21 protein-coding genes are annotated in these 25,618 nt (G+C 63.9%); 3 read left to right on the top strand and 18 right to left on the bottom strand.

The genetic code is table 11. The features are described 5' to 3' along the window. Positions 1 to 2: 2 nt before the first annotated feature. From GCT19_RS24870 to GCT19_RS24820, 12 genes are all read right to left on the bottom strand, one after another. Positions 3 to 1,646 carry a Na/Pi cotransporter family protein gene (locus GCT19_RS24870; protein ID WP_152853385.1) on the bottom strand — a complete coding sequence of 548 codons (1,644 nt, stop codon included), beginning with the start codon at positions 1,644 to 1,646 and terminating at the stop codon, positions 3 to 5. Positions 1,647 to 1,684: 38 nt separating this feature from the next. Then, positions 1,685 to 1,813 (bottom strand): hypothetical protein, encoded by a 129-nt coding sequence (locus GCT19_RS44425; RefSeq protein WP_018436726.1) that lies wholly within the window; start codon positions 1,811 to 1,813, stop codon positions 1,685 to 1,687. Then, positions 1,806 to 2,606 (bottom strand): ABC transporter permease subunit, encoded by an 801-nt coding sequence (locus tag GCT19_RS24865; protein ID WP_013094267.1) that lies wholly within the window; start codon positions 2,604 to 2,606, stop codon positions 1,806 to 1,808. Before GCT19_RS24865 ends, GCT19_RS44425 begins: the two co-directional genes overlap by 8 nt. Next, on the bottom strand, positions 2,590 to 3,474 hold the full coding sequence (locus GCT19_RS24860; RefSeq protein ID WP_152853383.1) for a 2-aminoethylphosphonate ABC transporter permease subunit: 885 nt from the start codon (positions 3,472 to 3,474) through the stop codon (positions 2,590 to 2,592). The genes GCT19_RS24865 and GCT19_RS24860 overlap by 17 nt, the downstream gene beginning before the upstream one ends. Next, complete coding sequence (locus GCT19_RS24855; RefSeq protein ID WP_152853382.1) at positions 3,467 to 4,642, bottom strand: ABC transporter ATP-binding protein; 1,176 nt, start codon at positions 4,640 to 4,642, stop codon at positions 3,467 to 3,469. The genes GCT19_RS24860 and GCT19_RS24855 overlap by 8 nt, the downstream gene beginning before the upstream one ends. A 22-nt stretch (positions 4,643 to 4,664) precedes the next feature. Beyond that, the gene (locus GCT19_RS24850; protein ID WP_152853381.1) at positions 4,665 to 5,696 is read right to left on the bottom strand and encodes a 2-aminoethylphosphonate ABC transporter substrate-binding protein; all 1,032 of its coding nucleotides are present in this window, start codon (positions 5,694 to 5,696) and stop codon (positions 4,665 to 4,667) included. A gap of 61 nt (positions 5,697 to 5,757) precedes the next feature. Next, on the bottom strand, positions 5,758 to 7,206 hold the full coding sequence (phnY, locus tag GCT19_RS24845; RefSeq protein WP_152853380.1) for a phosphonoacetaldehyde dehydrogenase: 1,449 nt from the start codon (positions 7,204 to 7,206) through the stop codon (positions 5,758 to 5,760). A gap of 80 nt (positions 7,207 to 7,286) precedes the next feature. Beyond that, positions 7,287 to 8,558: a phosphonoacetate hydrolase gene (gene phnA / locus GCT19_RS24840; RefSeq protein ID WP_152853379.1), complete on the bottom strand. Its 1,272-nt coding sequence runs from the start codon at positions 8,556 to 8,558 to the stop codon at positions 7,287 to 7,289. A gap of 10 nt (positions 8,559 to 8,568) precedes the next feature. Beyond that, the gene (locus GCT19_RS24835; protein WP_152853378.1) at positions 8,569 to 9,726 is read right to left on the bottom strand and encodes a 2-aminoethylphosphonate--pyruvate transaminase; all 1,158 of its coding nucleotides are present in this window, start codon (positions 9,724 to 9,726) and stop codon (positions 8,569 to 8,571) included. 302 nt (positions 9,727 to 10,028) lie between these two features. Next, positions 10,029 to 10,880 (bottom strand): EamA family transporter, encoded by an 852-nt coding sequence (locus GCT19_RS24830; RefSeq protein ID WP_018436719.1) that lies wholly within the window; start codon positions 10,878 to 10,880, stop codon positions 10,029 to 10,031. Position 10,881: 1 nt separating this feature from the next. Beyond that, a complete protein-coding gene (locus GCT19_RS24825) occupies positions 10,882 to 11,703 on the bottom strand; it encodes a DeoR/GlpR family DNA-binding transcription regulator (RefSeq protein ID WP_152853377.1) in 822 nt (273 codons plus the stop codon). Then, positions 11,693 to 12,742: a DeoR/GlpR family DNA-binding transcription regulator gene (locus tag GCT19_RS24820; protein WP_321576867.1), complete on the bottom strand. Its 1,050-nt coding sequence runs from the start codon at positions 12,740 to 12,742 to the stop codon at positions 11,693 to 11,695. The genes GCT19_RS24825 and GCT19_RS24820 overlap by 11 nt, the downstream gene beginning before the upstream one ends. A 227-nt stretch (positions 12,743 to 12,969) precedes the next feature. Between GCT19_RS24820 and GCT19_RS24815 the strand changes: the two genes are divergently transcribed. Together GCT19_RS24815 and GCT19_RS24810 are read left to right on the top strand one after the other, a co-directional pair. Beyond that, positions 12,970 to 15,450, top strand: coding sequence for a GcvT family protein (locus GCT19_RS24815; protein WP_152853376.1), 2,481 nt, complete (start codon positions 12,970 to 12,972; stop codon positions 15,448 to 15,450). Positions 15,451 to 15,525: 75 nt separating this feature from the next. Continuing rightward, positions 15,526 to 15,996 (top strand): nucleotide triphosphate diphosphatase NUDT15, encoded by a 471-nt coding sequence (locus GCT19_RS24810; protein ID WP_193727448.1) that lies wholly within the window; start codon positions 15,526 to 15,528, stop codon positions 15,994 to 15,996. Between the two features lie 61 nt (positions 15,997 to 16,057). Here the strand turns inward: GCT19_RS24810 and GCT19_RS24805 are convergent, their stop codons facing one another. Both GCT19_RS24805 and GCT19_RS24800 read right to left on the bottom strand, forming a co-directional pair. After that, a complete protein-coding gene (locus tag GCT19_RS24805; RefSeq protein WP_018436714.1) occupies positions 16,058 to 16,468 on the bottom strand; it encodes a BON domain-containing protein in 411 nt (136 codons plus the stop codon). A gap of 574 nt (positions 16,469 to 17,042) precedes the next feature. After that, positions 17,043 to 17,279 (bottom strand): hypothetical protein, encoded by a 237-nt coding sequence (locus GCT19_RS24800; protein WP_152853374.1) that lies wholly within the window; start codon positions 17,277 to 17,279, stop codon positions 17,043 to 17,045. Positions 17,280 to 17,764: 485 nt separating this feature from the next. On the opposite strand from GCT19_RS24800, the gene GCT19_RS24795 reads away from it, so the two are divergent. Then, positions 17,765 to 18,913 carry a helix-turn-helix transcriptional regulator gene (locus GCT19_RS24795; protein ID WP_227749328.1) on the top strand — a complete coding sequence of 383 codons (1,149 nt, stop codon included), beginning with the start codon at positions 17,765 to 17,767 and terminating at the stop codon, positions 18,911 to 18,913. A 54-nt stretch (positions 18,914 to 18,967) separates the two neighbouring features. On the opposite strand, the gene GCT19_RS24790 is transcribed toward GCT19_RS24795, so the two are convergent. The 4 genes from GCT19_RS24790 to GCT19_RS24775 form a co-directional block, all read right to left on the bottom strand. Then, the gene (locus GCT19_RS24790) at positions 18,968 to 20,479 is read right to left on the bottom strand and encodes a pyridoxal phosphate-dependent decarboxylase family protein (RefSeq protein ID WP_152853372.1); all 1,512 of its coding nucleotides are present in this window, start codon (positions 20,477 to 20,479) and stop codon (positions 18,968 to 18,970) included. Between the two features lie 96 nt (positions 20,480 to 20,575). After that, positions 20,576 to 23,884, bottom strand: coding sequence for an adenylate/guanylate cyclase domain-containing protein (locus GCT19_RS24785; protein WP_321576866.1), 3,309 nt, complete (start codon positions 23,882 to 23,884; stop codon positions 20,576 to 20,578). A gap of 48 nt (positions 23,885 to 23,932) precedes the next feature. Further along, positions 23,933 to 24,880 (bottom strand): pseudouridine-5'-phosphate glycosidase, encoded by a 948-nt coding sequence (locus tag GCT19_RS24780; protein ID WP_152853419.1) that lies wholly within the window; start codon positions 24,878 to 24,880, stop codon positions 23,933 to 23,935. A gap of 51 nt (positions 24,881 to 24,931) precedes the next feature. After that, positions 24,932 to 25,594 (bottom strand): dihydrofolate reductase family protein, encoded by a 663-nt coding sequence (locus GCT19_RS24775; RefSeq protein ID WP_152853371.1) that lies wholly within the window; start codon positions 25,592 to 25,594, stop codon positions 24,932 to 24,934. Positions 25,595 to 25,618 lie beyond the last annotated feature (24 nt).

Genomic DNA, 25,618 nt, shown 5'->3' with positions numbered 1-25,618 from the left:
CCTCACGCGACCTGCGCATCGCCATCGTTAGCTGCCTCGCGCTCGAGCAGCGGATAAGCGAGCGCGCAAATGTGCGACTGAATCCGCACCAGATCGCGCAGCACGTCGAGATGCAATGAGCTCGACGCGATGCTGTCGGGCTTGCCCTCGCGCAGGCGGTCGAGATGAGCGTCCCGCGCGGCGCGTTCAAGGCGCCGCAGCGCCTGTTTGTCCTCGAGCAGTTGCTCGGCGGTCTGCGTTCTTCCCGACACGAGCAGCGCCTGAGCCCGGTGAAAACTGTCGATCACCAACTGGTGCAGCGCGCGCAAGTCCTCGGCGCCTTCAGCCGAAAAGCTCACCTGTGCCTTGATCTTTTTCTGCGCGAGCTCCATCAGATTCTTGTCGACGATATCGCCGATATGTTCGAGGTTGATCACGGAGGTCATGATCGCATTGGCCCAGCGCCGGTCTTCGTCGTCGAGCGACTCGCGCGTGACCTCGGTCACGTAGCTTTTGATCGCATCGTGCAGCATATCCACCGCATCGTCGCGGGCCGCGATCTCGTGCACCGCGCGCCGGTCATTCGCGATCAGCACCGGCACGCTCGCACACAGCATCGCTTCGACGATATCGCCCATCCGGATCAATTCGCGGGTCGCGCATGCGAGCGCCTGCGAGGGCACCCGCAGCGCAGCTTCGTCGAGGTAGCGCGGCGCGTCGCCGTTTTCAGCGGCGCCCGGCGCCGGCAGCAGCCGTTCGAGAAGGTGCGCGACAGGCGCGAGCAGCCCCATGAAAGCCACGGCGATCGCCACGTTCACGCCCGTGTGGAAGTCGGCGATCGCACGGGCGGGGCTACCGTAGACCTGCTGCAGCAACGTTGCGAGCGGCGAGCACGCGGCGAGCATCAGCAGGCACACACCGCCTCGCAGCACGAGGTTGCCGGCCGGCAGACGCCTGCGGCTGCGGTCAGCGCCCTTCGCGGCCTCGAAATACGGGTTGAGCGCGCTGCCGATGTTCGCGCCGAGCACCATCGCGATCGCCGTGTCCATCGGCACGGTATGCAGGTTGGCGAGCGACATCACGAACAGTACGACCGGAATACTCGAATGCGCGGCCCACGTGAGCACGCACGCGAGCGCCGCGTTCAGCACCGGCTCGCCTGCCAGCGCGCCGAGCACCGTGCGCAGGGCAGGGGCGGTCTCGGCGGGCTGCACGGTCGAGACGAGGAGCGTGAGCGCAAGCAACATCAGGCCGAGCCCGATCGACGCGCGGCCGATATCACGATTGCGCGAGCCTTTGCCCCTCTCGAAGAGCGTCATGCCAACCAGCAGACACACCGGCGAGATCCAGCTCAGATCGAGCGAGAACGCCTGCACGATCAGCGTCGAGCCGACGTTGGCCCCCAGCATGATGGCGAGGCCGGTAACAGGCCGCATCAAGCCGCGTGCCGCGAACGACGACGCGATCATGCCGGTCGCCGTGCTGCTTTGCAGCGCGCCGGTGATTGCGAGCCCGGCGCAGAACGCGTTCAACCGGTTGCCGAGACTCTTGGCCATGAAGCGCTTGAGCGAGGCGCCGAACGCGCGCATCAGGCCGGACTCGACCATATGAAGGCCCCACGTCAGCAGCGCGACGCCACCCGCGAGATGAAGCACGATCATGATCATCTGGCACCTCCCTTTATGTTTTTTGTCGTGCGCATCTTTCAGGCCCGCTCAGCGCCCGCCGCGATTGCCTCCTCGAGTATCCACGGCGCCTCCGGCATCTGCGCCGGTGTGACGGCGAGCGTCAGATCGCGGCTCTTTCCCTGACGCTCAGGGACACCGTCATCCACGCACCATTGCACGGTTCGAGATGCGCGAGAGCCCCATCAATACCGCGAGCGTGCCGATACCGAGGATCATCGTGAGCGTCGCGGCGTCGAAGATCGCACCGCGGTCGGACAGCGCGAAGATGCCCACCGGCAGCGTGACCCAGCCCGGCGGATAGATCATCAGCGTCGCACCGAGTTCGCCCATCGACAGTGCGAAGCTCAGGCTGAACGATGCGAGCAGGTACGGTGCGACGAGCGGCAGCGTCACGCGCGAGAGCTGGTAGAGCGGCCGGGCGCCGAGGCTCTGGGCCACCTCGCCGTATTCCGGCGCGACCCGCGCAAGCCCGGCCGCCACGTTGCCGTAGGTGAACGCCGAGATCAGCAGGAAGTGCGCGATGAAGACGATCGTCGCCGTGCCGTTGAGCAACACCGGCGGCCGGCTGAATGCGACCAGCAAGCCGAGCCCGATCGAGACCGACGGCACCGCGCTCGGCACGAAGAAGACCACGTCGAGCACGCGGCGCGGCAGGCCTTTGATGCGGCGCAGCGCGAGTGCGGCCCACGTGCCGCTGACGAGCGCCGCGACGCTCGCGACCACGCCGGTCAGCACGCTCACTCGCAACTGGCTCGCCGAATCGGTATGCAGCACCCGCGCGTAATGCTCGAGTGTCAGGTGGCTCGGCAGGATACCGTTCCACTGTCCGCTGATGCTGGCGAGCGCGATCATCGCGACCGGCAGCCCGTAGACTGCGCAGAACAGCAACGCCGTGCCGCTCCACGTCAGCCACTTACCCCATTTAGCCCAGAGCAGCACGGCGACCTCCGCAAAGTGACACGACGGCGCGGTAGCAGGCATAAAGCCCGAGCGACAGCGCGATATTGACGACGGCGATCACACACGCGGTGGTGTAGTCGAATTCCTGGATCGCCTTGTCGTAAATCAGCAGCGGCAACGTGATCACGTCTTTCGCGCCGATGAAGAGCACGATGCCGAACTCGTTGACGGTCAACAGCAGACACAGGCTGCCGCCCGCCAACAGCGCAGGCAACGCGGCGGGCAGGATGATCTGCCGGATGATGCGCAGCGGCCGCGCGCCGAGGCTGCCCGCCATCTCGATCTGAGCACTGTCGATCTGCGAGAAGCACGCGAGCAACGGACGCATGATGAACGGTGTATAGACCGTGATCTCCGACAGCACGACACCCCATTGCGTGTACAGGAAGTTCAGCGGCGGCAGCGGCAGATGGAACATCTCCATCAGCGACTGGTTCAGCAGTCCGGCCGAACCGTACACGAACGTGAACGCGAGCGCGACGAGGAAGGTGGGAAGCGCGATGAACGTATCGATGAGCCGGCCCACGAAACGCGCGCCCGGAAACGGCACGAACGCGATCACGAGCGAGAACACGAAGCCGAGCACGAGGCATCCCGCCGAGGCCGATACTGCGATCGCGATCGTGTGATAGAGACCGCTCAGGAACTGGCGCGAGCGCAGCACGTGCTCGAAGTTCGCGAACGACAGCACATGCTGGTCGCCGCCCAGCGCCTGTACGACGATCAGCCCGAACGGGTAAAAGAACAGCGCGGCGAGCACCGCGAGCGGCGGCGCGATCCACAGGCCGCCTAGCCCCGCGGCCGGCGCACGCGCGCGTGCCGGCGGCGCGATGACGATATCAGCCATGACGTTCAGCCTCCGGTACGAGAGTGACATCCGCGGGATCGAAACGTACGCTGAGCGCAGTGCCCGGCTCTGGCGGCTCCGCGAGCGGCGCGCAGGTGAGCCGCAGCAGCTCGCCTTCGACATCGAGCACGATGCTGTGCATTTCGCCGAGCCACTGCACGCTGACGACGACCCCTGTCAGTTGGTTCAGGCGTCGCCCATCGCCGCCTCGCTCACCGCCGCCCGCAGCGAACTGCAGATGGTGCGGCCGCACGCACACGAAGCAGGCGGCGCCGGCCGCGAGTCCGTGGTGGTTGCAGCCTTCGAGCGGCTGGCTATGAAAGCGCACGCGTGCGCGCCCGTCGTCCATCGGTTCGAGCTGCTGTGCCGGCAGCACGTTCGCGCGGCCGAGGAACTCGGCGGCGAAGCGGTTCGGCGGATGACGATAGAGCCCTTGCGCGTCGCCGTAAGCGACCAGGTGGCCGTCGCGCATGATGCCGATGTGGTTTGCGAGCGTCAGCGCCTCGGTCTGGTCGTGCGTCACGTACAGCACCGTGAGCGACGGCAGCGTACGGTGCAGCTTCGCGAGTTCGTCGAGCATCGAGCGGCGGATCTGCGCGTCGAGCGCCGAGAGCGGCTCGTCGAGCAGCAGCACCTGCGGACGGATCGCGAGCGCGCGGGCGATCGCCACGCGCTGCTGCTGACCGCCCGACAACTCGCGCGGATAGCGCTTCGCGTACTTCGCCATACCGACGAGGCCGAGGCACTCGGGCACGCGTTCGCGAATCACCTCGGCGTCCGCGCCACGGGCACGCAGCCCGAAGGCGACGTTGTCCTCGACGCGCATATGGGGAAACAGCGCGTAGTTCTGCACCACCATGCCGATGTTGCGTGCGTACGGCGGCAGCCGGGTCACGTCGCGATCGCCGATGGTGATGCGCCCGGCGCTCGGCTGCACGAAGCCGGCGACGGCGCGCAACGCGGTCGTCTTGCCGGAGCCGGACGGGCCGATCAGCGCGACGATTTCGCCGGGCTTCACGGTCAGCGTCAGGGACTCCAGAATGGTCTGGCTGCCGTAAGCCACCGACACGCCTTCGAAACCGATGCCGCTCGCTCCGTGCGCGATGACGCTCGGGGCAGTGGAGGCGCGCCGCTGCGGCCCCCGTTCCATGGTCATGGTGTTTGCCATTAGTCGCTCGTCGGTAGCTGGGTTAGTCGATGGAAATCGCCTGGTTGTAGGCGGCCACGTCGGGACGCAGCTCCTGGAGCACCTGGTTCCAATCGGGTTGCCAGATGTCGACGCCCTTCAGCATCGTGTTCAACGCCTGGAAGTTGCTGTCCGTCGGATGCACATCCGTGCGCACCGGGAAGCCGTAGGCGACCTTGCTGACTTCCTGCTGCGCTGGCGCGCTCAACAGGAAATCGATCAGCTTTTTGCCATTGCCGGCATGCGGCGCGTTCGCCACGAGGCCGACGTAGTAGGGCAACGCAAAGGTGGTGCGGCGGCCGTCGGGACCGGCCGGGAAGAACATCGCGACGTTGGGGTTCTCGCGCATCTGCGCGAGGTTCATCTGCATATCGCCGTTGGCCACGAAGAGCTCGCCTTTGTTGACGAGCGCCGTCAGCTTGCCGGTCGACGCGGACGGCCCGAGGTTGTTGGTCTGCAGCTTGCGCAAATAGTCGAAGCCGGCCGGCTTGCCACCGAACGCGTGGAAGGTCTGCAGCATCAGCGCCGTGCCGTCGCCGGCCTGACCCGGCGTCGAGTACTGGATCTTCTGCTTGAACTGCGGTGCGAGCAGGTCGGCGTAGGTCTTGGGCGGGCTCTTCAGCACCGCCGAGTTGTAGATGAAGCTCGGATAGTTACCGACCATCGCGTAGTACAGGCCTTTCGGGTCCTTGTCGCGCGTCTCGATCTTGTCGGCGCCCGCCGGCGAATAGGACTGCAACAGACCGTCAGCCGCGGCTTTCTGCATGAAGGGCGGCAGTGTGACGAGCACGTCCGCCTGGGTGTTCGACTTCTCCTTGCTCAGCCGGTCCACCACGCCGCTCGAGCCGGCCTCGATGTACTGCACCTTGATGCCGGTCGCCTTCGTGAAGGCTTCGAACTGGTTGCCGAACCAGCTCGGCGAACCGTCGTGCAAACCATCCGCGGCATAGAGGGTCACGACGTCGGACTGTGCGTAGAGGGGGGGCGTTGCCATGGCGAGCGCGCAGGCGGCCAGGGCGATCAGACGAGTTTTCATATCCATCCTTCCTTGCGTTGAGTTCGGATGAGGTCAGCATTTCACCTGGTCGAGCGGACGGTCACTCCCAGGGCATCGACCAGGTCCGCACATTCGAGTAGCTCTTCATTGCCTCGACCATGCCCTCCTTGTAACCATTGCCTGAATCCTTGATGCCGCCGAACGGCGACATCTCCGTGCGATAGCCGGGCACTTCCCACACGTTCACGGTGCCGACTTCCAGCTCCCTGACGAAGCGCGTGATGTAGTCGAGCCGGTTCGTGCAGACGCCCGACGAAAGGCCATACGCGGTCGAGTTCGAAACCCGGATCACTTCTTCGATCGCATCGGGCACGCGGATGAGCGGGATTACCGGGCCGAAGGTCTCTTCGCGCACGAGCTCGCAGTCGTACGGCACATGGTCGACGACGGTCGGATGGAACAGCGCGCCTTGGCGCGGCGCGCCGTAAAGCACCTGGGCACCGTGGGCCTGCGCGTCGGCCACGCGTCGCTCGAACAGTTGCGCGGAGGCCTCGTTGATGACGGTGCCCACGTCGACGGACGGGTCCATCGGATCGCCGCACTTGAGCTTTTTCGCATGCACGAGCACGCGCTCGACAAACGCGTCGGCCACGCTTTGCACCACGAGAATCCGCTTGACCGCCGTGCAGCGCTGCCCCGAATTTTTCGTCGCACCGGTTACCGCGAGCTGCGCGGCCTTGTCGAGATCGGCGTCCTCCATCACGATCAGCGGATCGTTGCCGCCGAGTTCCAGCACCGTGCGGCGATAGCCCGCGTGCTGCGCGATGTATTTGCCGACTCGCACGGAGCCTGTGAACGTGACGAGATCACAGTGCGGATCGGTGATCATCGCATCGCCCATCGTGCGCGGATTGCCGGTGACGACGCTCAGCATTTCCGGCGGCAGGCCCGCTTCATAGAGCACGTCGGCAAGCGCGAGCGCGGTGAGCGGCGTGAGCTCGGTGGGCTTCAGCACCACCCGGTTGTTGGTCGCGATCGCGGGCGCGAGCTTGTGGCTCACCATGTTCAGCGGATGATTGAACGGCGTGATCGCCGAAATCACGCCGAGCAGCGGCAGCCGCGTCGTGAAAATCTTGCGGTTCTTGCCGTTCGGGCTGATATCGCAGGAATAGACCTCGCCGTCATCCTTGATCGTGAGCTGCGCCGCGAACGACCACACGTCGTAGGCGCGGCTCGCCTCGTAAAGACCATCCTTCCAGCACAGCCCCGACTCCGCGGTGATCAGGCGTGCAAAGTCTTCCTTGCGCTCGCTCAGCATCTCGGCCGTGCGCTGCAGGATGCGCTGACGCTCGAAGCGCGTGAGCCGCGGCTTGAATGCGTGCGCTTTCGCGAACGCCTGCTGCACGTGTTCGGGACGACCCGCGGGCACGGTGCCGACGACCTCGTTCGTGTACGGGTTGAAGACTTCGATCAGCTCGTCGGTGGTCGTGTGCTGGCCGGCGATGCGCATCGATTCCTGCCTGAAGGCGGGTTTGGTCATGACGTTCATCGAATACCTCGTTCAATGATCCGGTGGAGCCCGCAGGCCGCCGCGACAAGCGGAGCGCGCGGGTTGTTGTGATCGACGCGTTATGCCGCGGCGCCTTGCGTTACGTGGTTCAGCGCGACATCGAAGATGTCGAAGTTGCGCAGCGCGCGGTCCGCTGGCCAGTCGGTTCTGCGGTTGACGATCAGCGGCACGTTCTGTTCCGATAGCCCGCCATGCGAACGCAACGGCTCGGTGAGTCCCGACAGGTCGTGACGCGCGGCGCTCGTGCCGAATACCTTGGCGCGTGTGCCGACCACGACGACGTCGCCGATACGGTCGGGCGGCAGCTCGAAGCGCTCGCAGGCGTCGGCGCTCGTCAGCGCGAGCTGGATGCCTTCGGTCCCGCGCAGCCGTTCGAGCAGCGCCGCTGCGTCGGCCGCGGCGATCCCATCGGGCAGATAGATGGTGGCGAAAGAGCCGAGCGCCCCGTGATGCGCGACGTACGGATCGGTGATCGGCAGAATCACGCGCGAGCGGCCTTTGCCTGTCCATCCGTCGAACAGGTCTTGCAGGTACAGCACGTCGGGCGCGCCATCCGCGCGATGTTTGCCGTTCATGCCGTGATCGGCGGTGATCGCCAGCACGCAGCCTGCCGCATCGAGCGCGCCGACGTAGCGGTCGAACATCGCGTAGAACTCGTTGGCTTTGGGCGAGCCCGGCGCCGCCTTATGCTGCACGTAGTCCGTCGTCGACAGGTACATCAGGTCAGGCCGGAACGTGTCGAGCAGTTTGACGCCCGCCGCGAACACGAACTCGGACAGGTCCGCCGAATACACATCCGGCAGCGGCTTGCCGACGTAGGCGAGCACGTCGCCGAGGCCATTCTGTGCACGGGTCGCCTCGTTGGCCTTTTCAGCCGAAAAGGCGATCGCGCGGCCGCTCGTGAAGTCGAGCCCTTTGCCGAGCAGCGTGCGCAGCTTGTCCTTCGCGGTGACGACGGCGACCTTCGCACCGGCGTCGTGGAACGCCGCGAAGATCGTCGGCGCACGCAGGAAGCGGGCGTCGTTCATCATCACTTCTTCGCCGCTCGCGCGGTCGTAGAAGTAGTTGCCCACGATGCCGTGCACCTTGGGCGGACGGCCTGTGACGATCGACAGATTGTTCGGGTTCGTGAAGCTCGGAATCACGCATTGGGCGATGCGGCTCGTGCCCGTGCGCAGCAGCTTCGCGAGATGCGGCGCGTGCCCGGCCTTCGCGGCTTCCTCGATATAGGCGGGCTCCGAACCGTCGAGGCAGATCACGACGACCGGCTCCGCCGGAAAGCGATAGTCGCGGCCATTGATGCTCAGCACCGTGTCTTGCAGCGTACTCATGATGTCCCCCTCAAGCCGTTTTCGCGACCGGCGCGTTAATGCCCATTTCATCGAGCACCTCGCTGATCGCACTGAGCGCGGCGCGCATCTCGCGCTCGCCGAGCCGGCCGATGCAGCCGATGCGGAACGAGTCCGCGACGGTGAGCTTGCCCGGATAGATCACATAGCCGCGCGCCTTCAGGCTGTCGTAGAAGCGCTGGAATTCGAAGCGAGGGTCCTCGGGCATGTGGAAGGTCACGATGATCGGAGCCTGCAGCGCTTCAGCCAGCAGCGGCTTGAAGCCGAGCGCGCGCATGCCTTCGACGAGAATCCGGCAGTTGTTGCGATAGCGCGCGCCGCGCCCCGCAACGCCGCCTTCGGCATCGAATTCCTCCAGCGCCTGATGGAACGCGACGATCACGTGCGTGGGCGGCGTGAAGCGGTACTGGCTGGTCTTTTCGAGGTTGGTCCATTGCTCGTGCAGATCGAGCACGAGCGTAGTCGCGTTGCCCTGCGTGCGGGCTAGCGCTTCACGTCGGCAGATCACGAAGCCGAGACCGGGCACGCCTTCGATGCACTTGTTCGACGACGCGGCGACCGCATCGATATGCATCGTCTGCACGTCGAGCGGCAACGCGCCGAACGCGCTCATCGAATCGACCAGATAGCCCTTGCCGTAGCGGGCCGCGAGCGCGCCGATCTGCGCGATCGGATTGAGAATGCCCGCGGTGGTCTCGCAGTGAACCGCGAACACATGCGTGATCGACGGCGAGGCGGCCAGCACCTTGTCGATCTCGGCGAGATCGGGCGGCGTGTCCTCGGCCGTTTCATGCACGACGGTCTTGCGGCCGGCGATTTCGAGGATGCGCTTCGCACGCTTGCCATACGCACCGTTGATCAGCACCAGCACCTCGCCGCCGGGCGGCACGAAGGTGGTGAGCATCGCCTCGACGGCGAAGGTGCCCGAGCCCTGCATCGGTACCGTCACCCAGTCGCGCGCGCCATTGGCGATCGCGGCAAGGCGCGCGAGAACCGAGCGGTTGATCTCGATGAAGTTGGCGTCGCGCGAGCCCCAGTCGTGAATCATCGCGGCCTTGACGGTGCGTGACGTCGTTAGTGGTCCTGGGGTCAGCAACAGTGGATCGCCAGTTTCGGAACAAGCCGGCGATGCATACGTGGAACCGGTCATCGATGTCTCCTTGTGGGTCGATTTGGGTACTGCGCAAGTGCGTGAGACCCACTCTAGGAGCTGCAACAAAAACAGTCAAGATGCCAAAAAATGCCACATTCCGGTCGGACACGCGAAACGCCGCCTGGAAGTTGGCGAAGTCCGTGATGGATATGGGGAAGCGGCCTCCGCTCGGGACAAACCCGCAGTGGGAGGCGTGGAGGGGCGGGGGGTGGTAGCCGGCGCCGATTGAGTGACAGGCGCGGCCGGTTGCGTCACTGCTCAGGAGGCCGGTGCGCCGCCTTCAGCGCCGAAGAGCACGCCTAGAACAGTCGCATCAGCGCAAGGCCGGCCAACGTCAACGTAGCGGCCGCGGTACGCACGCGGCTGAACGGCTCCTTGAGCACATACACGGCGATGAAGCCAGCGAATACCACGCTCGTCTCGCGTACTGCCGCAACGAGGGCGATGGGAGCGACGGTCATCGCCCAGATCACGATCCAGTACGCCGCGAGCGACATCGCGCCGCCCGCGAAGCCCGGCAGCAGGAAACGCCGCATCGGCGCCATGCCGGCCAGCCCGTAGCGATACAGGCAAAGCGTCAGCATCGGTAACGCATCGAACACGAACAGCGTCGCGGCGTATGAGTTCGGATTGCCGGCGACGCGCGCGCCCACGCCGTCGACGACCGTGTAGCCCGCGATCGTCACCGCCGTGAGCAGCGCGAAGCCGAGCGCGACACGGTTTTCCGATGCGGAGTGATGGCGGCCGCGCAGCGACAGCAGCAACACGCCGCTGCCGAGCAGCACGACCCCCGCAACGCCGCCCGCGCTCATCGTCTCGTGCAAGATCGTGACGGAGACGAGCGCGGTCATCAGCGGCGCGGAGCCGCGCGCGATCGGGTAGATCTGGCTCATGTCGGCACGACGGTATGCCTCGCTCAGACACACGTAGTAACCGAAATGAAGCGCCACCGATCCCGCCACCCAGGGCCACGCGGCAGGTCGAGCGAATCCGGTGAACGCTAGCGACGGCAGCGCGATCAGACCGCAGGCGATGCACAGCAGGGTCATCGCCAGAAAAGGATCGAGGCGCACCTTGATCACCGCGTTCCAGCCCGCATGCAAAAGCGCGGCGGACAGCACGGCGAAGAACACGGGAAGCGTCATCGTCATGCTAGGTGTGGCGATTGGCGATGATGACTTCCCAGCGCTGTTCGGCGCAGGCGCGGACGATGCCCGCGGGCGGCTCGGCGTCGACGATCAGTCCGGCGATATGCGGCACAGGCGCGATCAGCACGGGCGTCTGCTGTTCGAACTTGCTATGGTCCGCGAGCACGTAAACCTTCTTGCCCGACTTCATCATCAGATGACGTTGCTCGGCGGCGAGCCGCGAGTAGTCGGTGAATTCGCCTTCGGGCGAGATGCCGCCCACGCCGACAAACACCAGATCGACGCGGAAATGGCTGAGCGCCGTCATCGTCTCGACGCCGATAGCGGCCTCGTCGTTCGGGTCGATGTCGCCGCCGAGCACGACGACTTTCACGCCGGGCGCGCGGCACAGCATCAGTGCGATCGGCAGGCTGTTGGTGATCACGGTCAGGTCGCGATGATGCTGCAGCGCCTCGGCGAGACCCAGCGTGGTCGAACCCGAATCGATCAGCACGACCATGCCGTTGGCGACGAGCCGTGCGGCCGCGGCACCAATGGCCGCCTTGCCCAGCGCGTTGACCGCCTCGCGGCTTGCCAGCGACGGTTCGGCGACGGGCCGCTTCGACGCGCCCCCGTGTACGAGATTCGCGCGGCCCTGTTCCGCGAGAATCTTCAGGTCGCGGCGGATCGTTTCGCGCGACACGCCGAGCGTCGCCGAGAGGTCCGCGACGCTGACCGAGCCGCTCGCCTCGAGGCTTTGGACGATGTAGTCGATGCGCTCGATCGCGAGCCGGCGGTTCGGGTTCAATGAAGCGGGCACGGGCCCAGCTGAGCGGTTATCGAGCATGGTGTGGCTCTCCGTGCGCATCGTCGGCGCTGGCGTCGCTGGATGCATGGCAAGTCGCGTCGGACAGACCGCGCGGGGGCGAGCGGTGCGCTGCCTCGTCCGGTCCTTCCGTCCCTTCTGCGAGGGCAACGGTCATCGGCGCGGCCGCGCTGCCCGGATACCGCACCTCGACGCGTGCCGCGGCGAAGATCTGCGCATAGTGCGCGTCGAGCGGCGCATCGGTGACCAGCACGTCGATCTCGTCGGCGTTCATCGCGCGCACCAGCGCGCTGTGCTCGAACTTGGCGTGCACGGCGACGACGACCCGCCGCCGCGCTTGTCCGAACGCGGCACGCGTGAACTCGACATCCCACGGCTGTGCGTCCATGAAGCGTCCGGCACCATCCACGGCCGTCACCGAGACGATTGCGTACTTGACGTGAAACTGCCGGATGTAGGCGAGCACCGGCTCGCCGAGCGCGGCGGCGTCGTCCGCGCAAAGCTCGCCGCCCGCCATGAACACGCGATTGCCGTTGTGCTGCGCGAGCAGGCTGGCGATGGCGGCGGAGTTGGTGATCACCGTGAGCCGGGAGCGGCTGCGCAGCGCCTGGGCGATGTGCGTGCAGGTCGTACCGCTGTCGAGGATCAGTGAGTCGCCGTCTTGCACGAGTTCGCAAATCTGCTGCGCGACGATGTCTTTTTCCGCCCGGTGCTCGTGCATACGCCGCCGGAACGGCGACTCTTCCAGATGGCTGGGCAGCATTACGCCGCCGTGCACTTTGATCAGCAGGCCCTCCTCGATCAGCGGCTTGACGGTGCGCCGGATCGTTTCGTCCGATACGGCGAGCGCCTCGGCGAGCTGGGCAATCGAGGTGGTGCCCTGCGACTGGGCGATCCGCAAAATCTCGGCACGACGTAGCAACGGATACATAGGCGACCAGGGTGACAAAAACAAAAAGGGGCGCGAGGTGTAACGGCGCGCCAAGTTGGGGCCGTCACAAAGCCACAAAATAACACACATTTCCTCGTCACTCGGAGTTTTATTGCGATTGGATTGCACCGGTCACCGCTCGAAAAAGACAAGGTGGGCAAGTGTCTCGCGGATTCCGGGCATGCGTCATAGGCCCTTTGGCCAAGGCATTGTGGGCGAATTTTCACCGTGCGCCCGCTCTTCGCTGGCTCCCGGTGATTTCCGGTTTCTGTTGTTTTTTGCGTCTTTTTGTTGCAGTCTATGGCCACAGCGTTTTCCACACATTGCCACACACATCCAAAAAAGCGAGGCCGCCGATGTCCACGGAAATCCCAAGCCATGCTCGTGTCGTCATCATCGGCGGCGGCATCGTCGGTTGCTCGGTTGCGTGGCACCTGACGAAGCTCGGCTGGACCGACGTCGTGCTGCTCGAACAGGGGCAGCTGTCGTGCGGCACCACCTGGCATGCGGCCGGTCTCGTCGGGCAGTTGCGGGCGCAGGAAAGCATGACGAAGCTGATCCGCTACTCGACGAAGCTCTACGCGGAGCTCGAGGCCGAGACCGGCCTCGCCACGGGCTGGAAGCAGTGCGGTTCGTTGTCGGTCGCGCGCACCGCGGAGCGCATGACCCAGCTGAAACGCACGGCGGCAGTCGCCCGCGCCTATGGCGTGGCCTGCGAAGTCATCGGGCCGCGCGAGGCCGGCGAACTGTGGCCGGTGATGCGCACCGACGATCTGCTCGGCGCGGTCTGGCTGCCGGGCGACGGCAAGGCGAATCCCACCGATCTGACACAGTCGCTCGCGCGCGGCGCACGCATGCGCGGCGCACGTATCGTCGAAAACGTTCGCATCACCGCAGTGCAGACTCGCCCGGCGCGTCAGGGCCGCGAGGCCTGCGGCGTCACATGGTGTCGCAAGGACGGCGCCGAAGGGACGCTGCACGCCGATATCGTCGTCAACTGCGCAGGCCAGTGGGCCAAGGCGGTCGGGCGGCTGTGCGGCGTCACGGTGCCGCTGCATTCGGCTGAGCACTACTACATCGTCACCGAGCCGATCCCCGGCGTGCATCGCGATTTGCCCGTGATGCGCGACCCGGATGGCTACATCTACTTCAAGGAGGAGGTGGGCGGCCTCGTGATGGGCGGCTTCGAGCCGAACGCAAAGCCGTGGGGCATGGCGGGCATCCCCGAGAACTTCGAGTTCCAGCTTCTGCCGGATGATTGGGATCAGTTCGAGATCCTGATGCAAAACGCGCTCGTGCGCGTGCCGGCGCTCGAAACCGCGCAAGTCAGGCAGTTCTATAACGGGCCCGAATCGTTCACGCCGGACAACAATTTCATCCTTGGCGAGGCGCCTGAGTTGCGCCGCTTTTTCGTGGCCGCAGGGTTCAACTCGATGGGTATTGCGTCGGCGGGCGGCGCGGGCATGGCGCTCGCCGAGTGGATCGTCGCTGGCGAGCCGACCATGGACTTGTGGCCGGTCGACATCCGCCGCTTTGCGCGCTTCAATGGCAACGACACGTGGCTGCACGACCGCGTGAAGGAAACCCTCGGTCTGCATTACGCGATGCCATGGCCCAATCGCGAGCTCGATACCGCGCGGCCATTCCGGCGTTCGCCGTTGTATGCGCTGCTGCGCGACGATGGCGCGTGCTTCGGCAGCAAGATGGGTTGGGAGCGCGCCAACTTTTTCGCACCGAGCCCCGCGGAAGCGCGCATCGACTACGCGTTCGGCCAGCAGAACTGGCTGCCGTGGAGCGCCGCCGAGCACCGCGCGTGCCGCGAGCGTGTCGCCCTGTTCGACATGAGCTCGTTCGCGAAACTGCTCGTCAAGGGGCGCGACGCCGAAGCGGTGCTGCAAGGCATCGTAGCGAACGACGTCGCCGTGCCGCCCGGCACCACCGTCTATACCGGCGTGCTGAACGAGCGCGGCAACTACGAATCGGACCTAACGCTGACCCGCCTCGCCGACGACCAATACCTGGTCGTCACGGGCTCGGCGCAGGCAACGCGCGACCTCAACTATCTGGAGAAGGCGATTGCGCCCGAGCGCCACTGCGTGGTGATCGATGTCACGAGTCAGTACGCGGTGCTCGCGGTGATGGGGCCGCACGCTCGCGCGCTGTTGCAAAGCGTGTCGAAGGCCGACTGGAGCAACGAGGCGTTCCCGTTCGGCCAGAGCCGCGAAGTCGACATCGGCTACGCGACGGTGCGCGCGACGCGCCTCACCTACGTGGGCGAGCTGGGCTGGGAGTTGTACGTGCCGGTCGAATTCGCGGTGGGCGTCTACGAGACCTTGCGCGCGGCTGGCAAGCCGTTTGGGCTCGTCAACGCCGGTTACTACGCGATCGAATCGCTACGGATCGAAAAAGGCTACCGGGCGTGGGGCCGCGAGCTTTCGCCGGATTGCAATCCGTTCGAGGCAGGCCTCGCATTCGCCTGCAAGCTCGACAAGGACATCGACTTCCGCGGCCGCGACGCCCTTTTGCGTCTGCGCGACGCGCCGCTGCGCCGGCGTCTCGTGACCCTGACGGTCGACGGCGCCGAACATCTGATGCTATGGGGTGGCGAAGCTATCTTGCGCGATGGCGAGCCGGTGGGGGCGGTAACGTCCGCCGCGTTCGGGCATACCTTGCGATGTCCGGTCGCAATGGGTTTCGTGAACCGTGCCGATGGTGCCGCCGATGCTGCGTGGCTCGCGCAAGGCCGCTATACGATCGACGTGGCGGGCGAACAGGTGAGGGCAAGCGTGCATCTGAAGGCGCCGTACGATCCGCGATCCGAACGCGTGAAGGGCTAGAGGCACCGGCCTTCGACCCAGACTTCTTCGTGATTCAGTTCGTGGTCCAGTCCCGCGTCAGAACAGATGCGTAGCATGGAGGATTTGCCGAAAATGAATTCGTTTGGTCACAGTGAAGCGTCATACGCGACTGAAACCGTGCTCGGTGTCGGCGTGGTGATTCAGCGCGAAGGCCGTTATCTTCTGGGTCTGCGTCGTAGCGAATATGGCTACGGAACATGGGGCTTCCCCGGCGGCAAAGTCGACATGGGTGAAGATCCGCTTGCAGCCGCTTCCCGCGAGTTGCTCGAGGAGACAGGTCTGGTGCTAACGGATTCAGTGGCAACGACCTGGAGGACGGGATGGATCGAGCCCGGCAAGCTTCGGCATATCACATTGTTCGTCGAGGGCGGTTCAACGGGTTTGCCGATATGTATGGAGCCGGATAAGTGCGAAGCATGGTCATGGTTCGCGGAAGACGCCCTGCCGGCGAATCTCTTCGAACCAACCCAGCTCTATTTTTCTCGGGCACAGCGAATGGGATCGCCGCAAAGGGGGCGACAGTAGACGCAGGCGACCGGCCCGCGCGGAAAGCGCAATCCGGTCCGATCCGTCGAGCATCGCCCACCTATCCGGCCGATGCCGCGGGGCGCTGCTCAATGGTTGCTTCGTCGCTCTCTCGCACGGTCAATCTATTCCTCACCGACTTGACACCGAGCACTGATCTCGCCGCATTGGCGGCGCGCGAGATCTGCCAGCTCTCCGGCACCGTTCCGGTGAGCGTAACGACGCCTTGGCTCGACCTGATGTGAATCTTTGAATCATCCATATCCGGTACGCGCCTGAGGGCACGGCGGACGTCGCGAACTATCGAAGTATCCGGCTTGGGTCGAGGCGGTGAGCCTGAGGCCGCGACCTTTTGTGCGACCACGTCGGCCGTCGCGCTCAGAGCCGGTTGCGCGCTCGCATAGGCCGAGGCACTCGCGATGGCCGCGACTAAGGTTGCGCCGATTATTCTGCTCGCATTGTTTGCATTCATGCTTTGCCTCCTTTGGGTTCTGTCAACCTTGCGGCGCAAGACAGAAAGATTGGGCGCGGCTCTACCGTTTATAGCGCGATTGAGCGATTTTGTGGCATTTCCGTGAACTTGTCCCGCCCGGAAAATCCAGTTACGCGCAACCCTGTCCGGTCAAAACCTGTCCGACAATAGCTAGCGCGGAAGCGACGAACGGGCCGCTGCAACTTAACATCCTGCAGTCGATGGCAACGAAACGGATAGGGCGGTTACGCATACCCACGCAGTCCACTGCCATCAATTCGGACGCGTACGTACAAGAGAGTACGCCTTACGCGAAAATCGGAACAGGAACATGAAGAAAGGCGCCAGCTGATACGCGGGGCGTAAATATTCGCTTTGCGCGACGCTGGGCCTCATATGGTAAAGGCGCTGGCGGCCGAGCGGTTGAGCAAAGAGAGCACGTGTTCTTAGGAGTCTGGCAGCAGGTGTGTATTTGGGTCTTTTTGCTACCACCGGTTTCAAGCGACTTGAAGCATCCCATGGAATTGCAACGCCGCCAGGTCTCAACGGTTAATTTACCCGCGCATCGCACTCGCTAGAGTGAGGGGTTTCTGGGCTTTTCGCGTGGGCACTCTTCACGAATATCTTCATTTGCCGAGGTACGTTGCAGGGTCTCTGGCGGCTTGCAGGGAATCGCTGTTTCGTCCGGCTCAATGTCGGCACAGAGGCCGATTTCCGATTGTGCGTGGCGCAGGAGCAGAGCAAGAAGTTCGGGACGCAGCCCGTCACCGCGTTGCGCTGCAAGTGAATGCAGCGAGAGAAATGGCAACATGGTTCGACTCCAATCAAGATTGGGCTGTTCGATTCAGGAAAGGTAAGAAGTCACTTCGAATCGGCAGCCCTAACAGTCAGGCGGCAAAAGCGGGCCATGTGGCTACCAGGAGAAAACTTTTTTCACGAGCGGTCGACCATCGGCGTTAAGCGCCGGTTGATCTTGAGCGTCGGCGTATTTCAACTGGACGTAACAGGGGACTGCGTGCTTGCGAAACCATGTCGCCAACTATTTTTGAGCAGCTTGTATCGCTCGCATACCCCCATTTGGGAGTAGGGAATGCTTGACGCCAAAGTGAATCATGATTTGCTCAACGAGATGATGGACGATATTTTGTTGTAGTTACACGATGAATATTCGACTACGTTTTTTATCGATTCTGGCGGCGTAGTGCCGCCCAAAGGCGTTTTAAAGCGTCGAGACGTGCTTAAACTGGAAATCGGCGAGGTTACCTGATCCCTCTCGTGGCAAGGATGAGGGCGACTGTGGGCACAGACAATATCCATTTAGCGATTCAGCGTATCTACGAAGCGGTTCTAGCGCCGCAAGCGTGGGAAGAGGCTGCGGCAAGTATTGTCACGGCCATCGGTGCGGACTGGGGATTTTTAATCGCGACCCAGGGAGGCGTGACGGCGCTTTCGGTGTCGGCGGGGCTTGAGCCGGTTCTTGCTCGAGGGCTTCAGCGTGAATTTCAAAACCGCCTTCCGCAGTGGATCAAAAATATTCCTGTTGGAACACCGCGACGACAGTCATCGGAAATCTCAGACTCCGAGTTCAAACGCACTCACATTTATAACGAAGTAGTCAAGCCCGCGAATATGTTCTATGGGCTCGTTCTGCCGGTTTCTCACTCCGATACGCGGCAGGTTTATTTCTCGGCGGGTAGACACCTTGGTGCCAGAGACTTTGGCGAGGCCGATCTTTCGGCTGCCGCAATGATAGCGCCGCACCTAACAGCGGCCTTGAACGCGCGCGGTCATATGGTGTCGGCTGATCTGCGCGCCGATGGTGCATTCGACCTTTTGATGCGCCTCAATATAGGCGTCGTGCTTCTCTACTCGAAAGCCCGACCCGTCTTTGTCAATCGCTATGCCGAAGCGCTTTGCGAACCTCACGACGGTTTGATAATTAACCATCAGGAAGTATCTGCCCTCGTTCTGTCGGACGCGAAAAGCTTGCGGGACACGATTGCTTGCGCGATCGATATCAATGGTGACCGGTCGAATCTGACCATCAGTCGCCTGACGATGCGTGCATCGCCTCGCTGCTATGTTTCTCGACGATCGCCGCGATTGCCGTTGATCGTTCGCGCCATACCGGTGATGCCGCCTGAATCCTTGGGTGGGATTAGTCCACTTGTTTGCACGGCTTTATTAATCTTCGACCCGGAGCGACCCGTTGCAGTCAATCAGTCGGACGTCGCGAAAACATTCGGGCTCACGCCGCGCGAGGCTGAGTTCGCAGCACTACTGGCGCGCGGGCATGATGTTGACGAAGCCGCGTTGATGATGGGAATCAAATCTGAGACCGCACGAGAATATCTGAAGGATATTGAGGGGAAAACACAAACGCATCGCCAGTCACAGTTGGTCTCTCTGCTGCTGCGTGGTGGCACGGATATCTTTCGCGAATAGAGAATGCCCGCCGCCATCTGCTGTTCACCGCGACCGATCCCAAGGGTCCGGAAATCAATCGCTACGACTTCCACGCAAAATCTGATCTCCTAGTCGAACGATTTCCTTGACCAGCAAATCAAGGTCGTCCCGACGGGTCCGGTGATTGCATATCGCGACCCTGAGGCAATGTACTCCTTGCACCGTTGTGTCCGACAACGCAGCAATACCAGCCTCCTGAAGCTGCAACATGATCTCGATGTTGAGAGCCTTTAACGCTTCCTCTTCCATCTCCTTCTCTGGCCGATATCTGAAGCATACGATGTTGATGTTGGTCGGTACGATCAACTCGAGGCGTTGCTCAGAGACGATGAGGTCACTGAGGTAGCGCCCCTGCGCGATGTTCTGGTCGATCAGACGGCCGAACTTCTCGACGCCATGCTCTTTCAGAGCCATCCAGACCTTCAGCGCACGGAAACCTCTGGACGTCTGCAATCCATACTCGTATAACCAGGGAGCCGAAGCAATTCCACGCGGTGTGGGTTGCAGATATTCCGGTGTCAGCGCGAATGCGCCTCGATGCGCAGCGGCGTCGCGAACGAGCGCGCAGCCGACCTCGAACGGGGCGTGCAGCCACTTGTGAGGATCGAGGGCAATCGAATCAGCGCGTCCGATGCCCGCAACGCGATATGCATTGTCGGGTGCGATCGCAATCAGCGCGCCGATGCATCCGTCGACGTGTAACCAGACATCCTCTTCAGCGGCCACGTCGGCCAGCGCCATCAGATCGTCGATCGCGCCGGTATTGACGGTCCCCGCCGTCGCGATCACGCACGCGGGCTGAAATCCGGCGGCCCGGTCCTCTGCGATCGCATTGCGCAGAGCGGCGACGTCGATTCTCAACGCCGCATCGGTCGGGACCCGCCGCAACGCCGTATTTCCCAGGCCGAGCGACTCGATAGCCTTACGATGGCAGCTATGCATCTGATCGGAGCCGTAAAAGCGCAACGGCCGGTCGATGGCCGCTACACCATGCTCCCGCACGTCGATTCCAGCCTTCGCATTGCGCGCCACTGTCAACGCAATGATGTTTGCCATCGAGCCGCCGCTGACCAATGTGCCACTGGCCGAAACGGGAAAGCCGACCATCTCCTTGCACCAGTCGACCACCTGCTGGTCCATCAAAGCCGCCGCATGATTGCCCCCACCCAGGTTAGAACCCTGAATTGCCGCCAGAAAGTCTCCCAGTGCTCCGGTGAAGTTGCTTGCGCCCATATACCAGGACCAGAAGCGAGGATGCACGTTGCCCAGTGGATAAGGCATCAAATTGTCGCCAAGCTCGTGATAAATGCTTTCCGCCGATGACGCCGAGCGTGGCAGCGGCTGCTCGAACAAGGCCTTGGCGTCCTCGGGCATGCTTCGCCACACTGGCCGGCTGCGGACGTCGCGCAGGTAGTCGACCGCATCGTCGACGATGCGGTGTGACAGTGTGCGCAACGCAGTCCAATCGTCCGGATCGAGCGTTTCCTCGGTACGTGGCTGAACGCCGTGGATAGGGAGCAAACCGTCTGCGTCGTTCTTATCCATCACGGCACCTGTCGGGTTCGATGTTGAGCAAACAAGAATAACGCCAGCAGGAAACACAGGACGAGTAAAGGACGCCCCTTCACACCAGCGGTGAACTCATCTTCGTCGATCCGCCTCGCGCGCAAGCGCAGCGTCGATCGTCTGGAGCGCATAGAGGAAGCCCAGGCTGCCGCCCTCCTGCCGTAGCCGCTGCAGTTCCTTCAGCAATGCCGGATCGCGATTGCCGGTTCCATACGAGACGAGCGCCCGCGCGCGCGCCACGAAAAATGCAGAAAAGGCCGATGGTTCGCGGCGCGCATAGTCTTCAAGCGCCGCCGCGTGATGCGCGGCCGCATCCCAGCGTTTGCGGTCGATGCATGCATCTATCGCATCGCGTCGAAACAGAAAGTGGTTGTGGCTCACCGCTCCCGCCGAGAGCAAAGCTTCGCCTTCCGCGAGCGCCTGTGCGAAGACGACAGGGTCATCCGTCGTGCGCGCGAGCACGCCGAGATAAGCCGCGCCCAGGTAGTTCATGCCGGTCTCGCGGCTGATCGACAGCGCCGCTTCGATAGCGGCGCGTGCTTCGCGCTGACGGCCGGCAACACGATGCATTTCCGCGCTAAATGCCAGAGCTTCACCTTCGAAGCGCCTCGATTTCAGCTCGCGCGCGCACTGTAGCGCGGGTGCGACGTGCTCCCACGCGCGATCCCACTCCGCGCGATCGTGCAGGCAGTGCCAGGCAGCGTGATGCGCGACGGCAAGCGCCCGGGGATGACCCACCTTCTGCGCCGCGGCGACGCTGGCGAGCGCGGCGTCGAGTGCGCTCGCGGCTTCGCCGGTAAACCACGTGGTGATCGCCCGCATCGGCAGGTTGGCAACCTCGATCCGTCCGAAGCCATGGCATTGGCAGAGTTCGATGCAGCGGCTGAAGGCCTCGTGGGCACTGATCATCCGGCCGCGCATGTACTCTGCGTCGCCGAGGCCGCCAAGCGCGGCCGCCTCCTGTTCGGGGTCGCACGCGTCGCGCGCGAGGGCGAGGCTGCGTCCGTGTTCGCGCACGCAACCGTCGATATCGCCGCTCGGAAAACACAGATTGCCGCGCAGGAAGTGAATGCGCGCCTGCTCGCGCGCAAGACCTTCGGCGGCTTCGGCGGCATGATCGAGGTCGGCCCACGCACCGTCGAGATCGTCGATGATCCGCTTCACGGTCGCCCGCCCGATCCATGCGCGGCAACGCTCCGCGTCGCTCGTCGCAAATTCGAGAGCGGTTTCGAATGCATGGAGTGCCGACTTCATGTCACCGAGGTCATGCAGGACGTCGCCACGCAGACACTCGAGTGCGGCGCGCTCGCTACGTTGATCCGCGAGATCGAGCCCGCGTTCGACAAGCCGGAGCGCGGTTTCATGGTGGTAGCCCGACGCCTGCGAGCGCGCTGCGTCGCAATAGGCGAGCGATGCCCCGGGGTCTCCCGCGCGATCGAGATGTTCGGCACGCAGCACGAGGTCGCGCTCGCCGTACCACTGTGCGGCGCGACGATGCAAATCGCGGCGCCGGCTTTTCAGCAGCCCGTCATAAATGGCGTCGCGAATCAGCGCGTGATGGAAGATGAATCCGCTGCCTTGACGTCGTAACAGCAGACCGATCACGAGCGGTTCCAGCGCAACACCGGCATCGGCGCTAGCGCCGTCGCCATCGACGAGAAAATCGACTGCCTCCTTCTCGAACAACTGGCCGAGCACCGAGGCAGCCTGCAGCACTGTCTTATTGGCGGGATCGAGTCGATCCAGCCGCGCCTGTACGAGGCTTCGCACCGACCCCGGTACGCCGGTCCCTTGGCCGTCCTGCGCATCGTTCAGCAACTGCTCGAGAAACAGCGGATTGCCCGCCGCCCGTGCGATGCAGCGTCCCGTCAGACCTGCCTGCGCCCCGGGAAACGATCTGGCCATCGCATGCGCGTCGCTGGTGCTTAGCGGACCCAGATCGATCTGCGAATACGGCTCGCTCATCGCCGCGCGCCACGGCTCTTCGCTCGAATCGCCGTGCGTTCGCGCGGTCAGCACGAGTACGGCCGGACATCCCGCCATCGTTGCCGACAGCCCGGCGAGGTCGCGAAGCGTCGATTCGTCCGACCAGTGAATATCCTCGACGACAAGTAGCCGAGGCCGCCGGCGGCTCGCGCGTTGGACGAGCCGGGCGACGGCGTTGCGCCGGCCGCGAACACGCATTTCATTGTCCATCGCCTCGTAGACCGTCCGGTCCTCGAAACCCATCGGTACATCGACGAGATCGTCGAGGAAGAGTGCGTCGCCAGCGTCGATCAACCCGGTATCGAGCGCGTGCTCGACGCCGGCGGCACTCGCATTTCCATCAGTCGAGCCGTCGGGTGCCAACAGGCCGCGCACGAGAGACTGAATTGCGCCACGTCCGGTTGCTGCACCGAAGTCGAGTACGAGGCCCGTATGAGAAAGAAATCCTGACTCCCGTGCCTCGCGTTCGAATTCCTCGACCAGCCGTGTTTTGCCGATTCCGGCCTCACCGCGCAGCAGAACGGTGCGTCCGACGCCGGTCTCGCGGCACGAGTCGAGCACCGATCGAAACTGTTGCATCTGATGATGCCGGCCGACCAATGGCCGGCCCGGGCGCGAGCGCAGAAGGGCGGCGATAGACCACGCCGTGACCGTTTCCGCGAAGCCCTTGACCGACAGCGCGCCGCGTTCGACGCAGTCGAGGCGGTCAGCCAGTGGGCGTCGCACGGTTTCCGATATCAGGATCTGCCCCGGCTCGGCCGCATCGGTGAGACGCGAGGCGAGGTTGACCGTGTCGCCGGTGACCGTGTATTCCCTGTGAGTCGCGCTACCGGTGCCGCTTGCGACGACTTCGCCGCCGGCTATACCGATATGCACGGACACCGGCCGGCCGAGAGCGCGCGCCAGGTCGGGCATCCCGTCCCGGATCGCGAGTGCCGTCCGCACGGCGCGTTCGACATCGTTTCCATGCGAGACTGGCGCGCCGAATACGGCCATCACGCAGTCGCCGACATGCTTGTCGACGTGCCCGCCGTGCTGCTCGACGGTGCGATCAGCCTGGTCGAAGTAGCGATCGAGCACGGCGAGTACTTCCTCCGCGTCGACTTCACGGCTCATCTGCGTAAAGCCACACAGGTCGGCGAAGAGGACGGCGACTTGCCGTCGTTCGCCTTTCGCGTCGCCCGGGCTCGCGGCGCCGTGCCGGGGTTCTTCGGTGTGCGCCCGCAATTCCGTCAATGCAGCGAGCAGTTTGCGGCGATGACCCACCGAAGCAATACCCAGTTCTTTCAGATCGTCCGCGGTGAGATTGCGAAGCACGTCGGCGTCGATGGCGTTGTCGCGAAACACCGGTTCATACCGCTCCATTCCGAGGTTGTGCAGCCACGCGGCGACGTCCACGAGCCCTCCTGACAGGAAGGTTTCGAATCAGTCAAAGATAGCACGCGGTTACACCGCGCTTGCCCCGCGCTTCGAGCGTGCCAACGCCAGCGCCAACCTTGCGCCGACCTCGGCATTGTGTTTCACGAGCGCGATGTTTGTCGCCAGGCTGCGCCCGCCCGTCAACGCCTTGATGCGCGCCAGCAGGAAGGGGGTGACGGCCTTACCGGTGATTCCCTGCGCAGCGGCCTCGTCGAGCGCGTGCTGAGTCAGCGCGTCGATCTCTTCGGACGACATCGCCGCCGCTTCCGGCACCGGCGTGCTCAACACCACACCGCCGTCGAGGCCGAGGTCCCACTTGGTGCGGATGAAGCGTGCCTGCTCCGCGGCGTCGTCCATCCTGAAGTCCGCGCGAAAGCCGCTATCACGCGTGTAGAACGCCGCAAAGTTGTCCTGTTCGCAACTGAGCACCGGCACGCCGTGGGTTTCCAGGTATTCCAGGGTGAGCCCGATGTCCAGAATGGACTTCGCACCGGCGCAGATCACCGCAACCGAGGTCTTCGCCAGTTCCTGCAGGTCGGCCGAGATGTCGAAGGTGTCCTGCGCCCCGCGGTGTACGCCGCCAATGCCTCCGGTGACGAAGACCTCGATGCCGGCCAGCGCCGCGCAGATCATCGTGCCAGCCACGGTCGTGGCGCCCAGGCCGCCGCTGGCCAGCACAGCCGGCAGGTCACGACGGCTGACCTTATGTACGTGATCGGAGCGGCCGATCATTTCCAGTTCGTCATCCGAAAGGCCGATGCGGATTCGCCCGCCGATCAGCGCGATCGTCGCCGGCTCGGCGCCCGCGTCACGGATCAAGGCCTCCACTTCGCGCGCGGTTCGAACGTTTTCCGGATAGGGCATGCCATGGGCGATGATGGTCGATTCCAGCGCCACGAGCGGGTGGCCTGCGGCTTGCGCAGCGGCCGCAGGCGCGCTCCAGCTCAACCAGGAGCGTGCCAGGTTGGCAACCATTTCGATCCTTTCGGTGGTGCGAATCACTGCAGCCTGCGGCGCAGGACCGGTTTAGGCGCCCGTGTGTCCTTGGCGCCGTAGAACGACATGGGTGGCCTTCTCCGCCGCTACGAATTCAACGCATTCGTATCCCAAAGCCCGTAAATCGACCCCTTCGAACAGCGATTCTCCGCGGCCGAGCAGGACCGGCGCGATTGCAATGTGCAGTTCATCGATGAGGCCCTCACGGAGATACTGCCGGATCGTGTCCGGCCCACCGCCGATCCGCACGTCCATTCCGGCGGCGGCCTCGCGTGCATGGTCGAGCGCCTCGCGAATGCCCCCCGTGATGAAGTGGAACGTCGTGCCGCCTGCCATCTCGATGGGGGCGCGCGGATGATGGGTCAAGACGAACACTGGGACGTGATACGGGGGACTGTCTCCCCACCAGCCTTTCCAGTTCGTGTCCGGCCAGTCGCCACGAATGGGTCCGAACATGTTCCGTCCAAGAATCCAGGCCCCGACATTCTGAAAGCCACGGGCGGCGAAATCATCGTTAACCCCGGTCGTACCATCGTCGTTGCCGAACAAGGCTCGCTGGAACGTGCGTGTTGGGACTAGCCACTGGTGCAATTCCGTCCCGCCAACGCCGAGTGGATTGTTGATGTCCTGATTCGGGCCTGCACCGTATCCGTCGAGCGAGATGGTGAAGCCCTGAACGCGAACGCGTGTCATCGTTTTCCTCCGATTGGACGCCTA

This window comes from Paraburkholderia atlantica (assembly GCF_009362785.1).
GTDB lineage: Bacteria > Pseudomonadota > Gammaproteobacteria > Burkholderiales > Burkholderiaceae > Paraburkholderia > Paraburkholderia atlantica.
The sequence above is the reverse complement of the archived record's forward strand: the minus strand, read 5'-3'. Positions and strand labels throughout refer to the sequence as shown.

What these genes read in the sequence shown, in the direction of transcription:
- GCT19_RS24870 (WP_152853385.1), bottom strand. Translation starts at nt 1,646, where the DNA reads ATGATCATGATCGTGCTTCATCTCGCGGGTGGCGTCGCGCTGCTGACG.
- GCT19_RS24860 (WP_152853383.1), bottom strand. Translation starts at nt 3,474, where the DNA reads ATGGCTGATATCGTCATCGCGCCGCCGGCACGCGCGCGTGCGCCGGCC.
- GCT19_RS24855 (WP_152853382.1), bottom strand. Translation starts at nt 4,642, where the DNA reads ATGGCAAACACCATGACCATGGAACGGGGGCCGCAGCGGCGCGCCTCC.
- GCT19_RS24850 (WP_152853381.1), bottom strand. Translation starts at nt 5,696, where the DNA reads ATGAAAACTCGTCTGATCGCCCTGGCCGCCTGCGCGCTCGCCATGGCA.
- phnY (WP_152853380.1), bottom strand. Translation starts at nt 7,206, where the DNA reads ATGAACGTCATGACCAAACCCGCCTTCAGGCAGGAATCGATGCGCATC.
- phnA (WP_152853379.1), bottom strand. Translation starts at nt 8,558, where the DNA reads ATGAGTACGCTGCAAGACACGGTGCTGAGCATCAATGGCCGCGACTAT.
- GCT19_RS24835 (WP_152853378.1), bottom strand. Translation starts at nt 9,726, where the DNA reads ATGACCGGTTCCACGTATGCATCGCCGGCTTGTTCCGAAACTGGCGAT.
- GCT19_RS24830 (WP_018436719.1), bottom strand. Translation starts at nt 10,880, where the DNA reads ATGACGATGACGCTTCCCGTGTTCTTCGCCGTGCTGTCCGCCGCGCTT.
- GCT19_RS24825 (WP_152853377.1), bottom strand. Translation starts at nt 11,703, where the DNA reads ATGCTCGATAACCGCTCAGCTGGGCCCGTGCCCGCTTCATTGAACCCG.
- GCT19_RS24815 (WP_152853376.1), top strand. Translation starts at nt 12,970, where the DNA reads ATGTCCACGGAAATCCCAAGCCATGCTCGTGTCGTCATCATCGGCGGC.
- GCT19_RS24810 (WP_193727448.1), top strand. Translation starts at nt 15,526, where the DNA reads ATGGAGGATTTGCCGAAAATGAATTCGTTTGGTCACAGTGAAGCGTCA.
- GCT19_RS24805 (WP_018436714.1), bottom strand. Translation starts at nt 16,468, where the DNA reads ATGAATGCAAACAATGCGAGCAGAATAATCGGCGCAACCTTAGTCGCG.
- GCT19_RS24800 (WP_152853374.1), bottom strand. Translation starts at nt 17,279, where the DNA reads ATGTTGCCATTTCTCTCGCTGCATTCACTTGCAGCGCAACGCGGTGAC.
- GCT19_RS24790 (WP_152853372.1), bottom strand. Translation starts at nt 20,479, where the DNA reads ATGGATAAGAACGACGCAGACGGTTTGCTCCCTATCCACGGCGTTCAG.
- GCT19_RS24780 (WP_152853419.1), bottom strand. Translation starts at nt 24,880, where the DNA reads ATGGTTGCCAACCTGGCACGCTCCTGGTTGAGCTGGAGCGCGCCTGCG.
- GCT19_RS24775 (WP_152853371.1), bottom strand. Translation starts at nt 25,594, where the DNA reads ATGACACGCGTTCGCGTTCAGGGCTTCACCATCTCGCTCGACGGATAC.